Origin of the sequence: Roseivivax halodurans JCM 10272 (assembly GCF_000521785.1) — a bacterium.
Classification (GTDB): domain Bacteria; phylum Pseudomonadota; class Alphaproteobacteria; order Rhodobacterales; family Rhodobacteraceae; genus Roseivivax; species Roseivivax halodurans.
In genome coordinates this window covers 141,969-155,399 of the sequence record NZ_JALZ01000007.1, presented here as the reverse complement: position 1 = coordinate 155,399, position 13,431 = coordinate 141,969, and the positions used below count along the sequence as shown (strand labels likewise).

General features: G+C 65.8%; 16 protein-coding genes. 5 read left to right on the top strand and 11 right to left on the bottom strand.

Going from position 1 to position 13,431, the window contains the following annotated elements:
* Positions 1-11: 11 nt before the first annotated feature.
* The 4 genes from OCH239_RS09015 to pip all read right to left on the bottom strand — a co-directional run bounded on the left by OCH239_RS09015 (position 12) and on the right by pip (position 4,900).
* The gene (locus tag OCH239_RS09015; protein ID WP_037261300.1) at positions 12-1,661 is read right to left on the bottom strand and encodes an ABC transporter ATP-binding protein; all 1,650 of its coding nucleotides are present in this window, start codon (positions 1,659-1,661) and stop codon (positions 12-14) included.
* A 4-nt stretch (positions 1,662-1,665) separates the two neighbouring features.
* A complete protein-coding gene (locus tag OCH239_RS09010) occupies positions 1,666-2,838 on the bottom strand; it encodes an ABC transporter permease (RefSeq protein WP_051489391.1) in 1,173 nt (390 codons plus the stop codon).
* Positions 2,835-3,830: an ABC transporter permease gene (locus OCH239_RS09005; protein WP_037261298.1), complete on the bottom strand. Its 996-nt coding sequence runs from the start codon at positions 3,828-3,830 to the stop codon at positions 2,835-2,837. Before OCH239_RS09005 ends, OCH239_RS09010 begins: the two co-directional genes overlap by 4 nt.
* A 104-nt stretch (positions 3,831-3,934) precedes the next feature.
* The gene (gene pip / locus OCH239_RS09000; RefSeq protein ID WP_037261295.1) at positions 3,935-4,900 is read right to left on the bottom strand and encodes a prolyl aminopeptidase; all 966 of its coding nucleotides are present in this window, start codon (positions 4,898-4,900) and stop codon (positions 3,935-3,937) included.
* A 52-nt stretch (positions 4,901-4,952) separates the two neighbouring features.
* Between pip and ubiG the strand changes: the two genes are divergently transcribed.
* The gene (gene ubiG, locus OCH239_RS08995) at positions 4,953-5,690 is read left to right on the top strand and encodes a bifunctional 2-polyprenyl-6-hydroxyphenol methylase/3-demethylubiquinol 3-O-methyltransferase UbiG (RefSeq protein WP_037261292.1); all 738 of its coding nucleotides are present in this window, start codon (positions 4,953-4,955) and stop codon (positions 5,688-5,690) included.
* Positions 5,691-5,804: 114 nt separating this feature from the next.
* Here ubiG and OCH239_RS08990 read toward each other — a convergent pair whose 3' ends face one another.
* From OCH239_RS08990 to OCH239_RS08975, 4 genes are read right to left on the bottom strand one after another with little or no spacing between them, the layout of a single operon-like run.
* The gene (locus OCH239_RS08990) at positions 5,805-6,251 is read right to left on the bottom strand and encodes a MarR family winged helix-turn-helix transcriptional regulator (RefSeq protein ID WP_037261289.1); all 447 of its coding nucleotides are present in this window, start codon (positions 6,249-6,251) and stop codon (positions 5,805-5,807) included.
* Entirely contained in the window at positions 6,251-7,084 is an 834-nt protein-coding gene (locus OCH239_RS08985; RefSeq protein WP_037261285.1) for a carbon-nitrogen hydrolase family protein, read from the bottom strand. The genes OCH239_RS08990 and OCH239_RS08985 overlap by 1 nt, the downstream gene beginning before the upstream one ends.
* Entirely contained in the window at positions 7,081-7,338 is a 258-nt protein-coding gene (gene grxC, locus OCH239_RS08980; RefSeq protein WP_037261280.1) for a glutaredoxin 3, read from the bottom strand. The genes OCH239_RS08985 and grxC overlap by 4 nt, the downstream gene beginning before the upstream one ends.
* A gap of 31 nt (positions 7,339-7,369) precedes the next feature.
* Positions 7,370-8,101: a double zinc ribbon domain-containing protein gene (locus OCH239_RS08975; RefSeq protein WP_037261277.1), complete on the bottom strand. Its 732-nt coding sequence runs from the start codon at positions 8,099-8,101 to the stop codon at positions 7,370-7,372.
* Positions 8,102-8,115: 14 nt separating this feature from the next.
* On the opposite strand from OCH239_RS08975, the gene OCH239_RS08970 reads away from it, so the two are divergent.
* The 3 genes from OCH239_RS08970 to OCH239_RS08960 all read left to right on the top strand — a co-directional run bounded on the left by OCH239_RS08970 (position 8,116) and on the right by OCH239_RS08960 (position 11,053).
* Complete coding sequence (locus tag OCH239_RS08970; RefSeq protein WP_037261274.1) at positions 8,116-8,937, top strand: methyltransferase domain-containing protein; 822 nt, start codon at positions 8,116-8,118, stop codon at positions 8,935-8,937.
* A 55-nt stretch (positions 8,938-8,992) separates the two neighbouring features.
* Entirely contained in the window at positions 8,993-10,057 is a 1,065-nt protein-coding gene (gene hemH / locus OCH239_RS08965) for a ferrochelatase (protein WP_037261468.1), read from the top strand.
* 168 nt (positions 10,058-10,225) lie between these two features.
* The gene (locus OCH239_RS08960; RefSeq protein ID WP_244430329.1) at positions 10,226-11,053 is read left to right on the top strand and encodes a C40 family peptidase; all 828 of its coding nucleotides are present in this window, start codon (positions 10,226-10,228) and stop codon (positions 11,051-11,053) included.
* Between the two features lie 67 nt (positions 11,054-11,120).
* Here the strand turns inward: OCH239_RS08960 and OCH239_RS08955 are convergent, their stop codons facing one another.
* On the bottom strand, positions 11,121-11,315 hold the full coding sequence (locus OCH239_RS08955; RefSeq protein ID WP_037261272.1) for a hypothetical protein: 195 nt from the start codon (positions 11,313-11,315) through the stop codon (positions 11,121-11,123).
* 151 nt (positions 11,316-11,466) lie between these two features.
* Positions 11,467-12,063, bottom strand: a complete 597-nt coding sequence (locus OCH239_RS08950; RefSeq protein ID WP_037261269.1) for a L,D-transpeptidase — start codon at positions 12,061-12,063, stop codon at positions 11,467-11,469.
* 181 nt (positions 12,064-12,244) lie between these two features.
* On the opposite strand from OCH239_RS08950, the gene dalA reads away from it, so the two are divergent.
* The gene (gene dalA, locus OCH239_RS08945; RefSeq protein WP_037261267.1) at positions 12,245-12,802 is read left to right on the top strand and encodes a divisome-associated lipoprotein DalA; all 558 of its coding nucleotides are present in this window, start codon (positions 12,245-12,247) and stop codon (positions 12,800-12,802) included.
* Between the two features lie 19 nt (positions 12,803-12,821).
* Here the strand turns inward: dalA and OCH239_RS08940 are convergent, their stop codons facing one another.
* Positions 12,822-13,361, bottom strand: a complete 540-nt coding sequence (locus OCH239_RS08940; RefSeq protein ID WP_051489389.1) for a L,D-transpeptidase family protein — start codon at positions 13,359-13,361, stop codon at positions 12,822-12,824.
* Positions 13,362-13,431 lie beyond the last annotated feature (70 nt).

Here is a 13,431-nt window from a genome sequence, read left to right as displayed (position 1 = left end):
GGGGCGCAGAATCAAGATGCCCGCCCGGTCGAGGCGTCGCCGATATTGTCGCGGCCGCGTTCCTCGAGCAGGCGGGTGAGCCAGTCCGGATCCATCTCGGGCACCGAGCTGAGCAGCAGGTCGGTATAGGGATGGTGCGGGGGGCGGAACATCTCGCGCTTGTCACCCTGTTCGACCACTTCACCGTCCTTCATGACCACCACCTCGTCCGCGATCGCGCGGACCGTCGCCAGATCGTGTGTAATGAACATATATGACAGTTTCCGCTCGTCCTGTAACCGTGCCAGCAGCTTGAGGATGCTTTCCGCGACAAGTTGATCGAGCGCGGAGGTCACCTCGTCGCAGATGATGAACTTGGGCTCGGCCGCGAGGGCTCGCGCAATCCCGATGCGCTGCTTCTGCCCGCCGGACAACTCCGAGGGCAGACGGTGGAGATACTGGCCGGGTGGCAGCTCGACCTCTTCGAGGATTCGCTCGACGCGCTTGCGTTTCTCGCGGCCTGAGACACCCATGTAGAACTCGATCGGCCGGCCGATGATCTCTCCGATCGTCTTGCGCGGATTGAGCGCCGTGTCGGCCATCTGGTAGATCATCTGGATCTGCCGCAGCTGCTCCTTTGACCGCTTGCGGTAGTCGAGTGGAAGATCCTCTCCGTCGAGCTGGATCACGCCCGTCTTCGGCGGCAGCAGGCCGGTGATGCACCTCGCAGTGGTCGACTTGCCCGACCCGCTCTCGCCCACGACCGCGACGGTGCGGCCCTCGTGGATGTCGAAGCTGACATCGCTCAGCACCTTGGCGGTACCGTAGGCGGCGTCGATGCCCTGCACAGAGATCACCGGCATCGCATCGGTCGCCGGGGCGGGTTTCGCCGGGCGTTCGAAGCTGCGCACGGCCCAGAGAGACTTCGTGTAGTCCTCCCTGGGCTCGCTCAGCATGGTGCGGGTGTCGGCTTCCTCGACCTCGTCGCCGCGGAACAGGACCTTTATGCGGTCGGCCATCTGGGCGACGACCGCGAGATCGTGCGTGATGTAGATCGCCGCGGTGTCGAACTGGTCGACGATGTCGCGGATCGCGGCCAGAACCTCGATCTGCGTCGTGACGTCGAGCGCGGTGGTCGGCTCGTCGAAGATGATGAGGTCGGGGCGGCATGACATCGCCATCGCTACCATGGCGCGCTGCAGCTGGCCGCCCGAGACCTGGTGCGGATAGCGGAACCCGATTTCCTCGGGGTTTGGAAGGCGCAAGCGCTCGTAGAGGCGGATCGCGTCCTCCTCGCTTTCCTTCTTCGTCATCTCGTGGTGCCGCACCGGGGCCTCGGTGTGCTGCTCGATCAGCTTGTGCGCGGGATTGAAGCTCGCTGCAGCCGATTGGGCGACATAGGCGATGCGCTTGCCGAGCAGCCCGCGCTTGACGCTCATGCGGGAATTGACGAGGTCGATCCCGTCGAACTCTACCGTCCCCCCCGAGATGCGCACGCCGTCCCGGGTGAAGCCCATCGCAGCGAGGCCGAGCGTCGACTTGCCCGCGCCGCTCTCGCCGATGAGGCCGAGCACCTCGCCGCGCTTGAGATCGAGGTCCACGCCGTTGACGATCTGCGTCCACGTCTCGTCGCTCTGGCCTTCGAGCTTGAGGCCGCGGATCTTCAGAAGCGGTTCGGTCATCGGGTCACTCCTTCAATCCAGAGGAGCGCTGCAGCATCCAGTCCACGACGAAGTTCACCGCGACGGTCAGGAGCGCGATGGCCCCGGCCGCCATCAGCGGCAGTGCGGCGGCGAGCGGCGAGAAGGCGGCGAAGTTGATGAACTGCGCGAGGTCGCGGACCATGGTGCCCCAGTCGGCAAGCGGCGGCTGGATCCCGACACCAAGGAAGGACAAGGCCGCGATGGTCAGGAAGACGAAGCAGAATCGCAGCCCGAACTCGGCCAGAAGCGGCGCGGTCGCGTTGGGCAGGATCTCTTTGAAGATGAGGTAGGGCAGGCCCTCGCCACGCAGCTTCGCGGCCTCGATGTAGTCCATCACGACGATGTTCTGCCCGACCGCGCGGGCGAGCCGGAAGACGCGGGTCGAATCGATCACCGCGATAATGACAATCATGTAGAGCGTCAGCTGCCATTGCTGGCTGCCCGCCCAGGCGCTTGCGATGGTCATCAGGAGAAGCGCGAAGATCAGCGACGGGATCGCCATCAGCACGTCGACGATGCGGCTGAGGATGTTGTCGAACCAGCCGCCGATCGTCGCCGCGAGGAACCCGAAGGAGCCGCCGAGGAAGAAGGCGAGGCAGGTGGTCGCGAAGGCGATGCCGACGGTGTTCTGCGCGCCGTAGAGCAGGCGGGACAGCAGGTCGCGCCCGATCTGGTCGGTGCCGAGCGGATGGGCGGGATCGCCTCCGTTCGCGACATCGCCCCCGGGCAGTAGGTTCACCGCACCGACGACCTCCGACTGGCCGTAGGGGGCGAGCAGCCCGGCAAACACGGATATCAGCGCGTAGATCAGGATTGTCAGCAGGCCGAAGGACGCGGTCAGCGGCATGTGCCGGAACGCTTTCTTCGTCGCTTCGGTGCCGACCTTGCGGCCCGCGAGGCGGAAGATGAAGGCCGCGATGGCGGCAGCGACGAAGAACTGCACCGCCCAGCGGAAGAAGACGGCTCCGGGCACGAACCACAGCCATACGCCGCCCGCGATTGCCGCCGCGGCGAAGACGTAGCCGAACGCGACCGCGAAGGGCATGTCGCGAAAATATGGCTTGTTGCCGGTCGCCGCCGCGCCCGCGGCGCGGAAGACGAAGGCGAGGCCGAAGAGCACGGCGAGGACGATCACGGCCCAGATCCAGTTGATCATTTGGGATGCCTCAATCGGGGATTGGACAGGATCGACAGAATATCCGCCAGCAGGTTCAGGAGTATGTAGGCAGCCGCGAAGATCAGGCAGCAGGCCTGCACCACGGGGATGTCGCGGTTCTTGACCGCGTCGACGAAGAGCTGGCCGATGCCGGGATAGACGAAGACCACCTCGACGACGACAACGCCGGTGATGAGGTAGGCGAGGTTCAGCGCGATCACGTTGATGATCGGCGCGAGCGCGTTCGGCAGCGCGTGCCGCACGATCACGTGCATCGGCTTCATCCCCTTGAGCCGCGCCATCTCGATATAGGGACTGGCGAGCAGGTTGATGATCGCCGCCCGCGTCATCCGCATCATGTGCGCGGTCACGACGAGCGTGAGCGTCAGGGCCGGCAGGAGCGTCTTCTCGATCCGCTCTCCGAGGCCCATCCCGTCATAGATGTTCGACAGGGACGGCAGGATTGGGTTCAGCACGGCAAGGAAGAGGATCAGCACGTAGGCGAGAAAGAATTCGGGGCTCGAAATCGAGGACAGTGCGAAGACGTTCGCGCCCTTGTCGAAGGCGGTATTGCGGTAGAGCGCGGCGAGGATGCCGAGACCGACGGCGAAGGGCACCGCGATGAGCGCGGTCACGCCGGCGAGGAACATGGTGTTCTCGAAGCGCGGTGCGATCTGCTGCATGACCGTGGCGCCCTTCGCGGCGCCTTCACCGACGAAGCTCGCGAAGTTGGCCTGCGCGAAGGAGGTGCCGAGATCGCCCTGCACGGCGCCGCCAAGCCAGTGGAAGTATCGAAGGACTAGCGGCTGATCGAGCCCGAGATCCCGGCGGATCGCCGCGACAGCGTCGGGTGTCGCGCCCTGACCCAGGATGACCTCGGCAAAGTCCCCGGGCAGCATGTTGACCGCAGCGAAGATGACGACCGAGACGACAAACAGCGTCAGCAAGCCAAGCAGCAGACGCTGGAGAATAATCTTCAATACGTTGGACACGGACCCTGTATTTCGGCCTCTTGTTGTTTCGGCGCTTTGCACCTTACCGGGGTACGATCACCATTCAAAGCCTTATGTCGTTTTCATCCTGCCCGGGGTCGTCTTCAAGCCATGTCGTCCATGATCCGCACAAGTTCCGCGCTGATGCCCGGCTCGGACAGCGCGTGACCGGCGTTGCGGATCATCCGAAGGTCGGATTGCGGCCAGGCCCGGGCGAGCCGCCAGGCGCGCACGGGCGGACAGATCATGTCGTAGCGGCCCTGCACGATGTAGCCGGGGATATCCTTCAGAGTGCCGGCGTTCTTGAGGATCCACTCGTCCTCGCCCAGAAAGCCGCGATGGGTGAAGTAGTGGTTCTCGAGCCGGGCGAAGGCGCGGGCGTAATCGCCGGGCGCCTCGCCGCCATGGCCGCTCGACTGCACCGAGGCGAGCGCGTTCTCCCAGGCCGACCAGGCGCGGGCGAACTTCGTCTCCATCCGCATGTCGCCCGAGAAGAGCCGGCGGTGATAGGCGGCGATCATGTCGCCCCGCTCGTCCTCTGGCACGAGGTCGGAGAACCGCGCCCAGGTCTCGGGCCAGAAGAGACCCGCGCCGCCGCCGTAGAACCAGTCGAGCTCGGCCTCGGTCATCAGGAAGACGCCGCGGAGGACCAGCGCGCGCACCGCCTCTGGATGGCTGATCGCGTAGATGAGAGCGAGGGTCGCGCCCCAGGATCCGCCGAAGAGAACGACCTGCTCCAGGTCCAGCTCCTCGCGGATCCGTTCGATGTCGGACACGAGATGCCATGTGGTGTTGTTCTCGACGCTGGCATGGGGCCGCGACCGCCCGCAGCCACGCTGGTCGAAGAGGATGACGCGATAGACCTTGGGGTCGAAATAGCGGCGCATCGCGGGGGAGCAGCCCCCGCCCGGCCCGCCATGCAGCACGATGACCGGACGGCCGGCGGGATTCCCGCATTGCTCGACATAGATCGTGTGCCCGTCGCCCACGTCGAGCATCCGCTGGTCGAAGGGGTCGACCGGAGGGTAGAGATATTGCACCGCGCGCTTTTGACCGACGTCTTTGTCCATGCCCCAGCTATATGAGAGAAATCGCCCTGAAGACCATGAGAAAGTCAGCCGCATGACCGACCCCAGCGTCGACCCTTCCGAGGTCGCGAAATTCGAGGCGATGGCCGCCGATTGGTGGGATCCGAACGGAAGCACCGCGCCGCTGCATGCCATGAACCCCTGCCGCCTCGACTACATCGTCGCTCAGATCTGCGGCGAATTCGACCGGGACATTCGGGTGGGGCGGCCCTTCGAGGGGCTCTCGGTCCTCGATGTCGGCTGCGGCGGCGGGCTCCTGTCGGAACCCCTGGCGCGCCTCGGGGCTCGGGTGACCGGCGTCGATGCGGCGGCGAAAAATGTGGAGATCGCCCGAGCGCATGCGCGCGATGCGGGGATGGAGATCGACTACCGCGCGGTGACCGCCGAGTCCTTGCTGGCGGAGGGTGCCGCCTTCGACGTCGTGCTCGGGATGGAGATTGTGGAGCACGTGGCCGATCCTGCGACATTCCTACGCAGCCTGGGCGCGCTTGCACGGCCCGGTGGGCTCGTTGTCGTCTCGACGCTCAATCGCACCGCCAGGAGCTTTGCCGCGGCGATCGTCGGCGCCGAATGGGTGATGCGCTGGCTGCCGCGCGGCACACATGACTGGTCGAAATTCGTCTCGCCGGAGGATCTTGCGGGGATGATGCGGGAGGCAGGGCTCGATCCCGTGGACCGCAAGGGCATGGTGCCCGATCCGCTCCGCGGGCAGTGGCGTCTTTCGGACCGCGACCTGTCGGTGAACTACGTCATGACCGGCGTGCGGACCTGATCCGGCGGAGCGGCGCTGGCGCGCCGCGCTGGTCATGTCGCCATGCGCCCTTGCGGGCTTTGGCTCCGGCTGGGCACCCCGCGTGACGCGTCGGGCGCAGAGGTGTCCCTGCAGTCAGGTTTCGGACGCGGATTCAAGACTTTGGCGCAGGGCACGCAGGACCGGGAGGGCGCCGCGCAGGCGCTCGGGCTCGATCGTGTCCGTCGCCTCGGCGAGAACGGGGGCGATGGCCTCGAGCGCCTCGTTGCGGGCGCGCAGGCCGGACGGGCTGAGCGACACGAGCTTGCGGCGGGCATCTTCCCAGTCGGGACGGATGTGCACGTGCCCCGCGAGATCGAGCCGGCTGAGCGTGTTGGTCATCGCGCCCCGGGTCAGGTGGAAGGCGCGGGCGAGCTGCGCGGGGGTGCGCTCGTCGCCCGTTCGCGCGAGATAATTCAGCACAGAGAAATGCGAGAGCTCCATTCCCTGCGGCAGGACCCGGGCGAGGCGCGAGCGCAGCAGCTGGTCCGCCGCCATGACCTCGCTCACGAGCGACACGGCGAGATCGCGCGTCTCGGCCATCAGGGGCCCTCGAAGTCGCGGCCGTGGGTGAGCGACGGGATCCTGGCCCGGGCCTCGGCCACGGCGCTCCGGTCGATGTCGACGAAAGTGACGCCGGGCGCCGTTCCAGCATCGGCGAGCACCTCGCCCCAGGGCGAGACGGCGAGAGAATGGCCCCAGGTCGACCGGGCCCGGCCGCGGCTGGCGGCGTGATCGCCGGTCTGGGCGGGCGCGAGGACGTAGGATCCGGTCTCGATCGCCCGGGCGCGCAGGAGCGGCTCCCAGTGCAGCGGGCCGGTCGCGGGCGAGAAGGCGGACGGGACCGTCAGGATCTCGGCGCCCGACTGCGCAAGCGCGCGATAGAGATAGGGAAAGCGCAGATCGTAGCAGACCGTCAGGCCGAGCGTGCCGAACGGCGTCTCCGCGATGACCGCGCGCTGGCCCGGCGCGTATCCCGCGCTCTCGCGGTAGGTCTCGGCCTCCGAGACCTGGACGTCGAACATGTGCATCTTGTCGTAGCGCGCGGTGATCGCTCCGTCCGGCGCGATCAGGAACGAGCGGTTGGCGAAGCGTTCCTCCGGCGGATCGGACTTCACGGCCAGCGAGCCGATGAGAAGCCAGATTCCGGCGCGGGCCGCTTCGTCCCGGAGGCCAGCGAGCGTCCTGTCTTCGTTCTCGACCCGCAGGACCTCGCGCTGACGCGTCCGGCTGGCAGAGACGCAGTTCGTGACCTCGGGCGTGAGAACGAAGCCCGCGCCCTCCGCCGCCGCGGCGCGCACCTCGCTCACGACCCGGGGCAGGTTCTCGGCCGGATCGTCGGAGGAGGTGAGCTGCAGCAGCGCGGCGCGGGTCACGCGGCGAGCAGCGGGTCGAGCTTGCCCGAACGCTCGAGCGCGTAGAGCTCGTCGCAGCCGCCCACATGGGTCTCGCCCACAAAGATCTGAGGCACGGTGCGAGAGCCGCCGGCGCGCTCGATCATCTCGGGCTTGCGCTCGGGCGAGGCCCAGACGTCGATCTCGGAGAAGGTGACGCCCTTCTGGGTGAGCAGGCGCTTGGCGGCGTGGCAGAAGCCGCAGAGGGGGGAGGTGTAGATCTCGACGGTTTGCATGAATTCGTTCCTTGTCGCTGTCCCCTCCGATCTAGGCGTCCCGGCCGACGCGTGCCAGTGCCAGCGTGCAGACCTCTCTTGCGCCGCTGGCATAGAGCGCGTCGGTCGCGGCACCGAATGTCGCGCCGCTGGTCATGACATCGTCGACGAGAAGGACGTGCCGGCCGGCGATCTGCGCCGCTCGCGAACGGCGAACGGCGATGGCGCCGTGCAGGACTTCGAACCGCGCCTCGCGCGTGCGTCCGTCGAGGCTTGGCGTGCGGCGGGTGCGCACCAGCGCATCACAGAGGATGTCGCATCGGGTTTCGCGGGCGAGCGACTGGGCGAGAAGGGCGGACTGGTTGTAGCGCCGCTTGAGCAGCCTCAAGAGGTGGAGTGGCACGGGAACGATCAGGCTGTCGTCTCTCAGGATCGGCGCGGCGGCCCGCGCGAGCCACGGGGCAGCGGCGCGCGCAATGTCGTGGCGGTCGCCGTGTTTCAGCGCAAGGACCAGCCTGCGACCTGCCCCGGAATAGAGCAGTGCTGCGCGGCCCTGGCTCCAGGGGCGGCGCGCGGCGAGGCAGCCGTCGCAGAGGATGCCGTCTTCGGCTCCGTCCCCCGGCAGGGGCGTGCCGCAGGCGTCGCAGACGAGACCGGTGATGAAATGCGTCTCGGAAAAGCACGCGCCGCAGAGGCCGAACTCGGTCGAGACGTGCTCGCCGCAGGCGAGGCAATGCGGCGGATAGACCAGCCGGATCGCGGTTTGCACACGGGCGGAGAGCACCTTATCTGATCCTCATGACAGAAGCGCCGAAGCTCACCGACCGCACCGCCCTGAGGCGCAACCGGGCCCGTGCCCGCCGCGCGCCCGCGCTCGTCCTCCACGAGATGGCCGCCGACGACCTGCAGGATCGTCTCGATCTGGTTAACAGAGAGTTCACGGCACCGGCCGTGGTGACGCCTTTCCCGGAGGTCTGGGAGGGACGGTTTCCCGGTGCCCGGATCGTGCCTGACGAGGAGGTCCTCGACCTCGAGCCGGGGGCGCACGATCTCGTCCTCCACGCGCTCGCGATGCATTGGGCGGACGATCCGGTCGGCCAGTTGATCCAGAGCCGGCGGGCGCTGAAACCGGACGGGCTTTTCATGGGTACGGCCTTCGGGGGAGAGACCCTGACCGAACTCCGTGCCGCTCTCGGACAGGCGGAGATCGAGATTGCCGGGGGGCTTTCGCCGCGCGTCGCGCCTATGGCCGATATTCGCGACCTCGGCGCGCTGATGCAGCGCGCGGGGCTGGCCCTGCCGGTGGCGGATTCCTTCGCGATCACGGCGACCTACGAAAGCCCGATCCACCTCATGCACGACCTGCGGGCGATGGGAGAGGCGAACGCGCTGTCCGCGCGCCTGCGCCGAGCGACGGCGCGCCGGGTTCTGATGCGGGCGGCCGAGCTCTATGTCGAGAGCTACGCGATGGAAGACGGTCGCGTGCCTGCGACCTTCGAATTCGTCTCGCTCACCGGATGGGCGCCGGACGACAGCCAGCCGCAGCCGTTGCGGCCCGGCAGTGCGACCCATCGCCTCGCGGAGGCATTGAATACCGGCGAAACGCCTCTGAAAGATTGAACCGGCAGGGTCTCCGCTACGTATGACCCCGGACAAGAAGGACAGGATGCCCGTGATGTTGGATGCCACCAAGGCCGCGACGCGGCCGGCGCACGCCCCCGCCGATCACCCCAAGGTTCCGGCCGGGAAGGTCGGCATCCTGCTCGCCAATCTCGGAACGCCCGACAATTACGACTACTGGTCGATGCGGCGCTATCTGAACGAGTTCCTCTCGGACCGCAGGGTCATCGATTATTCGCCGTGGCTCTGGCAGCCGCTGCTTCAGCTCGTGATCCTGACGAAGCGTCCGTTCTCGAGCGGCGAGGCCTACAAGTCGATCTGGAACGAGGAGGCCGGCGAGAGCCCGCTCATGACGATCACCAAGGCGCAGACGGCCAAGATCGAGACCGCGATGCGGGCGCGCTACGGCGATCAGGTCGAGGTCGACTTCTGCATGCGCTACGGAAACCCCTCGACGAAGTCCAAGGTCCGCGCACTGACCGAGAAGGGCTGCCGCCGCATTCTCTTCTTCCCGCTCTATCCGCATTATGCGGGCGCGACCTCGGCCACCGCGAACGATGCGTTTTTCCGGGCTCTCATGGACGAGAAATGGCAGCCGACGGCACGAACCGTGGATCCCTATTTCGAGCATCCGCTCTACATCGAGGCGCTCGCGCAATCGATCGAGCGCCGCTATGCCGAGATGGAGACGAAGCCCGACATCCTCGTCTGCTCCTATCACGGCGTGCCGAAACGCTACCTTCTCGAGGGCGATCCCTACCATTGCCAGTGCCAGAAGACGACGCGCCTCCTGAAAGAACGGCTGGGCTGGGACGACACGCAGATCACCACGACCTTCCAGTCCCGGTTCGGCCCGGAGGAATGGCTGAAGCCCTATACGGTCGAGGAGGTGGCGCGTCTCGCCGAGGAGGACGGCAAGAAGAACATCGCCGTCTGCGCGCCTGCCTTCTCCGCCGATTGCATCGAGACGCTCGAGGAGATCAACGAGGAGATCAAGGAGAGCTTCGAGGAAGCGGGCGGTGAGCACTTCACCTATATCCCGTGCCTCAACGACGACGATGCGCATATCACTGCGCTCTCGACGGTGATCGAGGAGAATCTCGACGGTTGGCTGGACTGAGCCTGTGGGCTGGCCCGCGCAACGATGAAAATCGTTTAAGCTTCGACCGGTACGCACGGTAAGATGACTCAGTTCAATGGTGGCGTCCGGATCAGGTATAGGTTCCGAAACCCGGAATGCATAAATTCCTGAGACGGGCGGATGCCCGTTTGCAGGAGTTCGAGTACCTTGGCCGGCACGATCCGATCCCGATCCGATTCCGTTCTTCGCGCGCTGGGGCTGCGCCTTGCGAAATTCCTGACCCGCGGGGACGCCGCGGGTGGCACCACCACACCCTCCGATTTCGCCAAGCTGGCCGCGGTGCTGCGTCCGGGTGACGTTCTGCTGGTGGACGGTCAGTCCCTTGTCAGCCATTCCGTCAAGTACTCCACGCAATCGGTCTGGTCGCATGCCGCGCTCTATGTCGGGGATTCAGCGGCACTTGGGGCGAAGGGCGCGCCGCAGGAACTCGTCGAGGTGAATCTCGGCGAGGGCTGCGTGGCATCGCCCCTGACCAAATACGTGAATTACCATACCAGGATCTGCCGTCCCGTCGGACTGACCGAGACAGAGAGGCTCGAGGTCGCCCGCTTCATGGTGGATCGCATCGGGCTGCGCTACGACATGCGCAACATCCTCGATCTCGCCCGCTTCCTGATGCCGACGCCGCCCGTTCCGCGTCGTTTCCGGCGGCAGCTTCTGGCACTGGGCTCTGGCGATCCCACCCGTGCGATCTGCTCGTCGCTGATCGCGCAGGCGTTCCAGTCGGTGCATTATCCGATCCTGCCGCGGGTGAGGGAGGTGCGGCTGCGCACCCGGTCCGAGGAATCGCGCCGCGAGCTGCTGCACATCCGCCACCACTCGCTCTACGCCCCGAGGGACTTCGATCTCTCGCCCTATTTCGAGATCGTCAAACCCCAACTGGCCGGCGGGTTCGATCCTCGCCTGCTGGTCTGGGCCCACCAGGTCCCGGACGAGGTCGGTGGGGCGGAGGCCCTGCAAATGGCCGCACAATAGACGGGAAAAGAAAAAGGCGACGCCGAAGCGCCGCCTTTCCCGAAGTCGGAGACGGACAAGGTCCGGATCAGTCGGCGGCAACCGCAGCAGCGACCAGCGCGAGCAGGATCAGCGGCACGATGATCGCGGCCGAGGACGATTGCTGCTCGGTTTCCTCGACAACAACGACGGGCTCCATGACCACGTCGTTCTTGGCGTAGGAACCGGCCATTGCGGAGGTGCCGGCTGCTGCGAAAGCGACGGCGAGTGCGAGTTTCTTCATTTTGGAATCCTCCAGATATTGACCCGCAGCCCACCTTGACTGGTGAAACGGCGGGCCCCCAAAGACTTAGAGAGCGATTCGTTGTACCCAGCAAACATTCGGGTTTTCAATTTGACTCGCTCCGGAGGTCCCACGAAGACCGCTCGCTACGTCAAATTAGCAACACCTGCGTTCCGACCTGGGCGAGCTGATACAATTCTTCGATGTGGTGGTTGTAGAGGCCGATGCAGCCGTTCGACGACCGACGGCCGATCTTGCGCGTGTCGTGTGTGCCGTGGATGCGGTAGTACTGCCAGCTGAGATGCAGCGCGCGCGTGCCGAGCGGGTTGTCCGGACCGGGACCCACGTAATCCGGCCATTCGGGATTGCGCTTCTTCATCGACGGCGTCGGCCGCCAGTCCGGCTCCGGATCCTTGAGCGTCACGCTGGTCCGACCGCGGCGGGTCAGATCCTCGGTGAGCGGCACGGAGGTCGGATAGAGCTTGTAGATGCTGCGGTCCTCGGACCAGTAGTGCAACGCCCGCGAGCGGATGTCGACGAGGATCGCGCCATTGTTCAGGTTCGAGAAGTAGGGCTGCCAGTCGAGCGTCCGGAAGCTCGATGTGTTACGGCGGACCACTGTCGAGAGGTCTCGCTCGATCTCGGTCGTGTCGGGGCCGGTCTGAGCCAGCGCAGGCGTTGCAACCATGGCGGCGGTACCGGCCAAGAAGGTGCGGCGGCCAAAGGCTTGTTTTCTATCAGATGTCATCGCGGTATCTCCAAGTCGACCGAGCTGGCGCAAGCTCGGTACTCTACTCTTGCCCTAGTGCGCGAAGGCCTCAGTCGCAAATCAAACGCCTGTCATATCGGGTTTCACACGGATGTGCGTTTGATTGGCAACTCTTAGGGCGATATGGCGTTCCCTATATACACGACAATTAGGGACAGGCATGACACGAATTTTCCTTCTTGCCGCAGCGGCGGCAGTGACTTTGTCGGCCTGCGCTCCGAGCCCGCTGACGACGACCGAACCCCGCCTGGGGGCGGACGGACAGCCGCTTCCGCGGGTCTACAACATCTCCCGCGCCGACGAGTCGCGTATCCTCTACCGGATGCTGGATTCGGTGAACGCACTGAGATCGCAGCAAAGACTGGCAAGTCTCGAGCTCAACAGCCAGCTGCGGGCCGCGGCCGCCACGCATTCGCGGGACATGTCGGTCCAGAACCGTCCGTGGGCGTTCGGATCGGACGGCTCCTCTCCCCTCGATCGGGTCCGCAATGCCGGATATACCGGGGAGTTCCTGGGGCAGGCGATCTCGGAATCTTTCGAGACAGAGCTTCAGACGCTCGAGGCCTGGATGGACGAGCCCGGTCCCCGGGAGATCATCCTCGATCCGCAGGCGCGCGAGATGGGGTTCGCATGGCTGCAGGAACCCGGTGGCAAGATCTGGTGGACGCTCGTCACCGGCGCACCCGCCGGCTCCGGGGCGCAGATCGCGGGGCTCTGAGCCCCGCCGATCCTTGAGGTTACCGCCCTTGGACCCGCGCCCGCTGACGAAGGTCGGCGGGCGCGATGTATATGGGCGTTCCGTTCTTCACCATGGCATAGACCTGCTCCATCTGCTTATCGGTGATGGCGATGCAGCCCCAGGTCCAATCGCTCTTGCCGTCGATCTTCGTGCCGCGCGGGGGTCCGCCATGGATGAAGATGTCACCACCGGGGCTCTTTCCGAGGGCTTCGGCGAGCGCCATGTCGCGTTGGTTGGGATAGTCGATCCCGATCGACAGGTGAAACTTGGAATTCGGGTTGCGGCGATCGATGACGTAGTGGCCCTCGGGGGTGCGCCCGTCGCCCTCCACCATCTTGTGCCCGCTGGGCGCGAAGCCGAGCTGTACGGGATATTGCTTGAGCACCCGGTTGTGGTGCATCAGGAACATCCGCCGCTGTCCCTTGTCGACCACCACCTGCGTGACCTCGGGACCGTTATAGGTGCGGAACTTGCTGCTGCCGCACGCGCTCAGAAGCGTGGCCGCGAGGACCACCGCGATAATCCGGAATTTTGTCATTATACTGCCCGCTCGTTTTGCGCGGAGTCTTACCCGAAACAGCGTCTTCAGCCTAGCGCGTTTGCACGGC

Excerpts from the sequence above, each read along its gene's own strand:
- OCH239_RS08950 (WP_037261269.1), bottom strand. The coding sequence starts at position 12,063 with ATGACATCTGATAGAAAACAAGCCTTTGGCCGCCGCACCTTCTTGGCC.
- OCH239_RS08955 (WP_037261272.1), bottom strand. The coding sequence starts at position 11,315 with ATGAAGAAACTCGCACTCGCCGTCGCTTTCGCAGCAGCCGGCACCTCC.
- OCH239_RS08970 (WP_037261274.1), top strand. The coding sequence starts at position 8,116 with ATGACAGAAGCGCCGAAGCTCACCGACCGCACCGCCCTGAGGCGCAAC.
- OCH239_RS08940 (WP_051489389.1), bottom strand. The coding sequence starts at position 13,361 with ATGACAAAATTCCGGATTATCGCGGTGGTCCTCGCGGCCACGCTTCTG.
- pip (WP_037261295.1), bottom strand. The coding sequence starts at position 4,900 with ATGGACAAAGACGTCGGTCAAAAGCGCGCGGTGCAATATCTCTACCCT.
- hemH (WP_037261468.1), top strand. The coding sequence starts at position 8,993 with ATGTTGGATGCCACCAAGGCCGCGACGCGGCCGGCGCACGCCCCCGCC.
- OCH239_RS08990 (WP_037261289.1), bottom strand. The coding sequence starts at position 6,251 with ATGGCCGAGACGCGCGATCTCGCCGTGTCGCTCGTGAGCGAGGTCATG.
- OCH239_RS09015 (WP_037261300.1), bottom strand. The coding sequence starts at position 1,661 with ATGACCGAACCGCTTCTGAAGATCCGCGGCCTCAAGCTCGAAGGCCAG.
- grxC (WP_037261280.1), bottom strand. The coding sequence starts at position 7,338 with ATGCAAACCGTCGAGATCTACACCTCCCCCCTCTGCGGCTTCTGCCAC.
- ubiG (WP_037261292.1), top strand. The coding sequence starts at position 4,953 with ATGACCGACCCCAGCGTCGACCCTTCCGAGGTCGCGAAATTCGAGGCG.
- OCH239_RS09010 (WP_051489391.1), bottom strand. The coding sequence starts at position 2,838 with ATGATCAACTGGATCTGGGCCGTGATCGTCCTCGCCGTGCTCTTCGGC.
- dalA (WP_037261267.1), top strand. The coding sequence starts at position 12,245 with ATGACACGAATTTTCCTTCTTGCCGCAGCGGCGGCAGTGACTTTGTCG.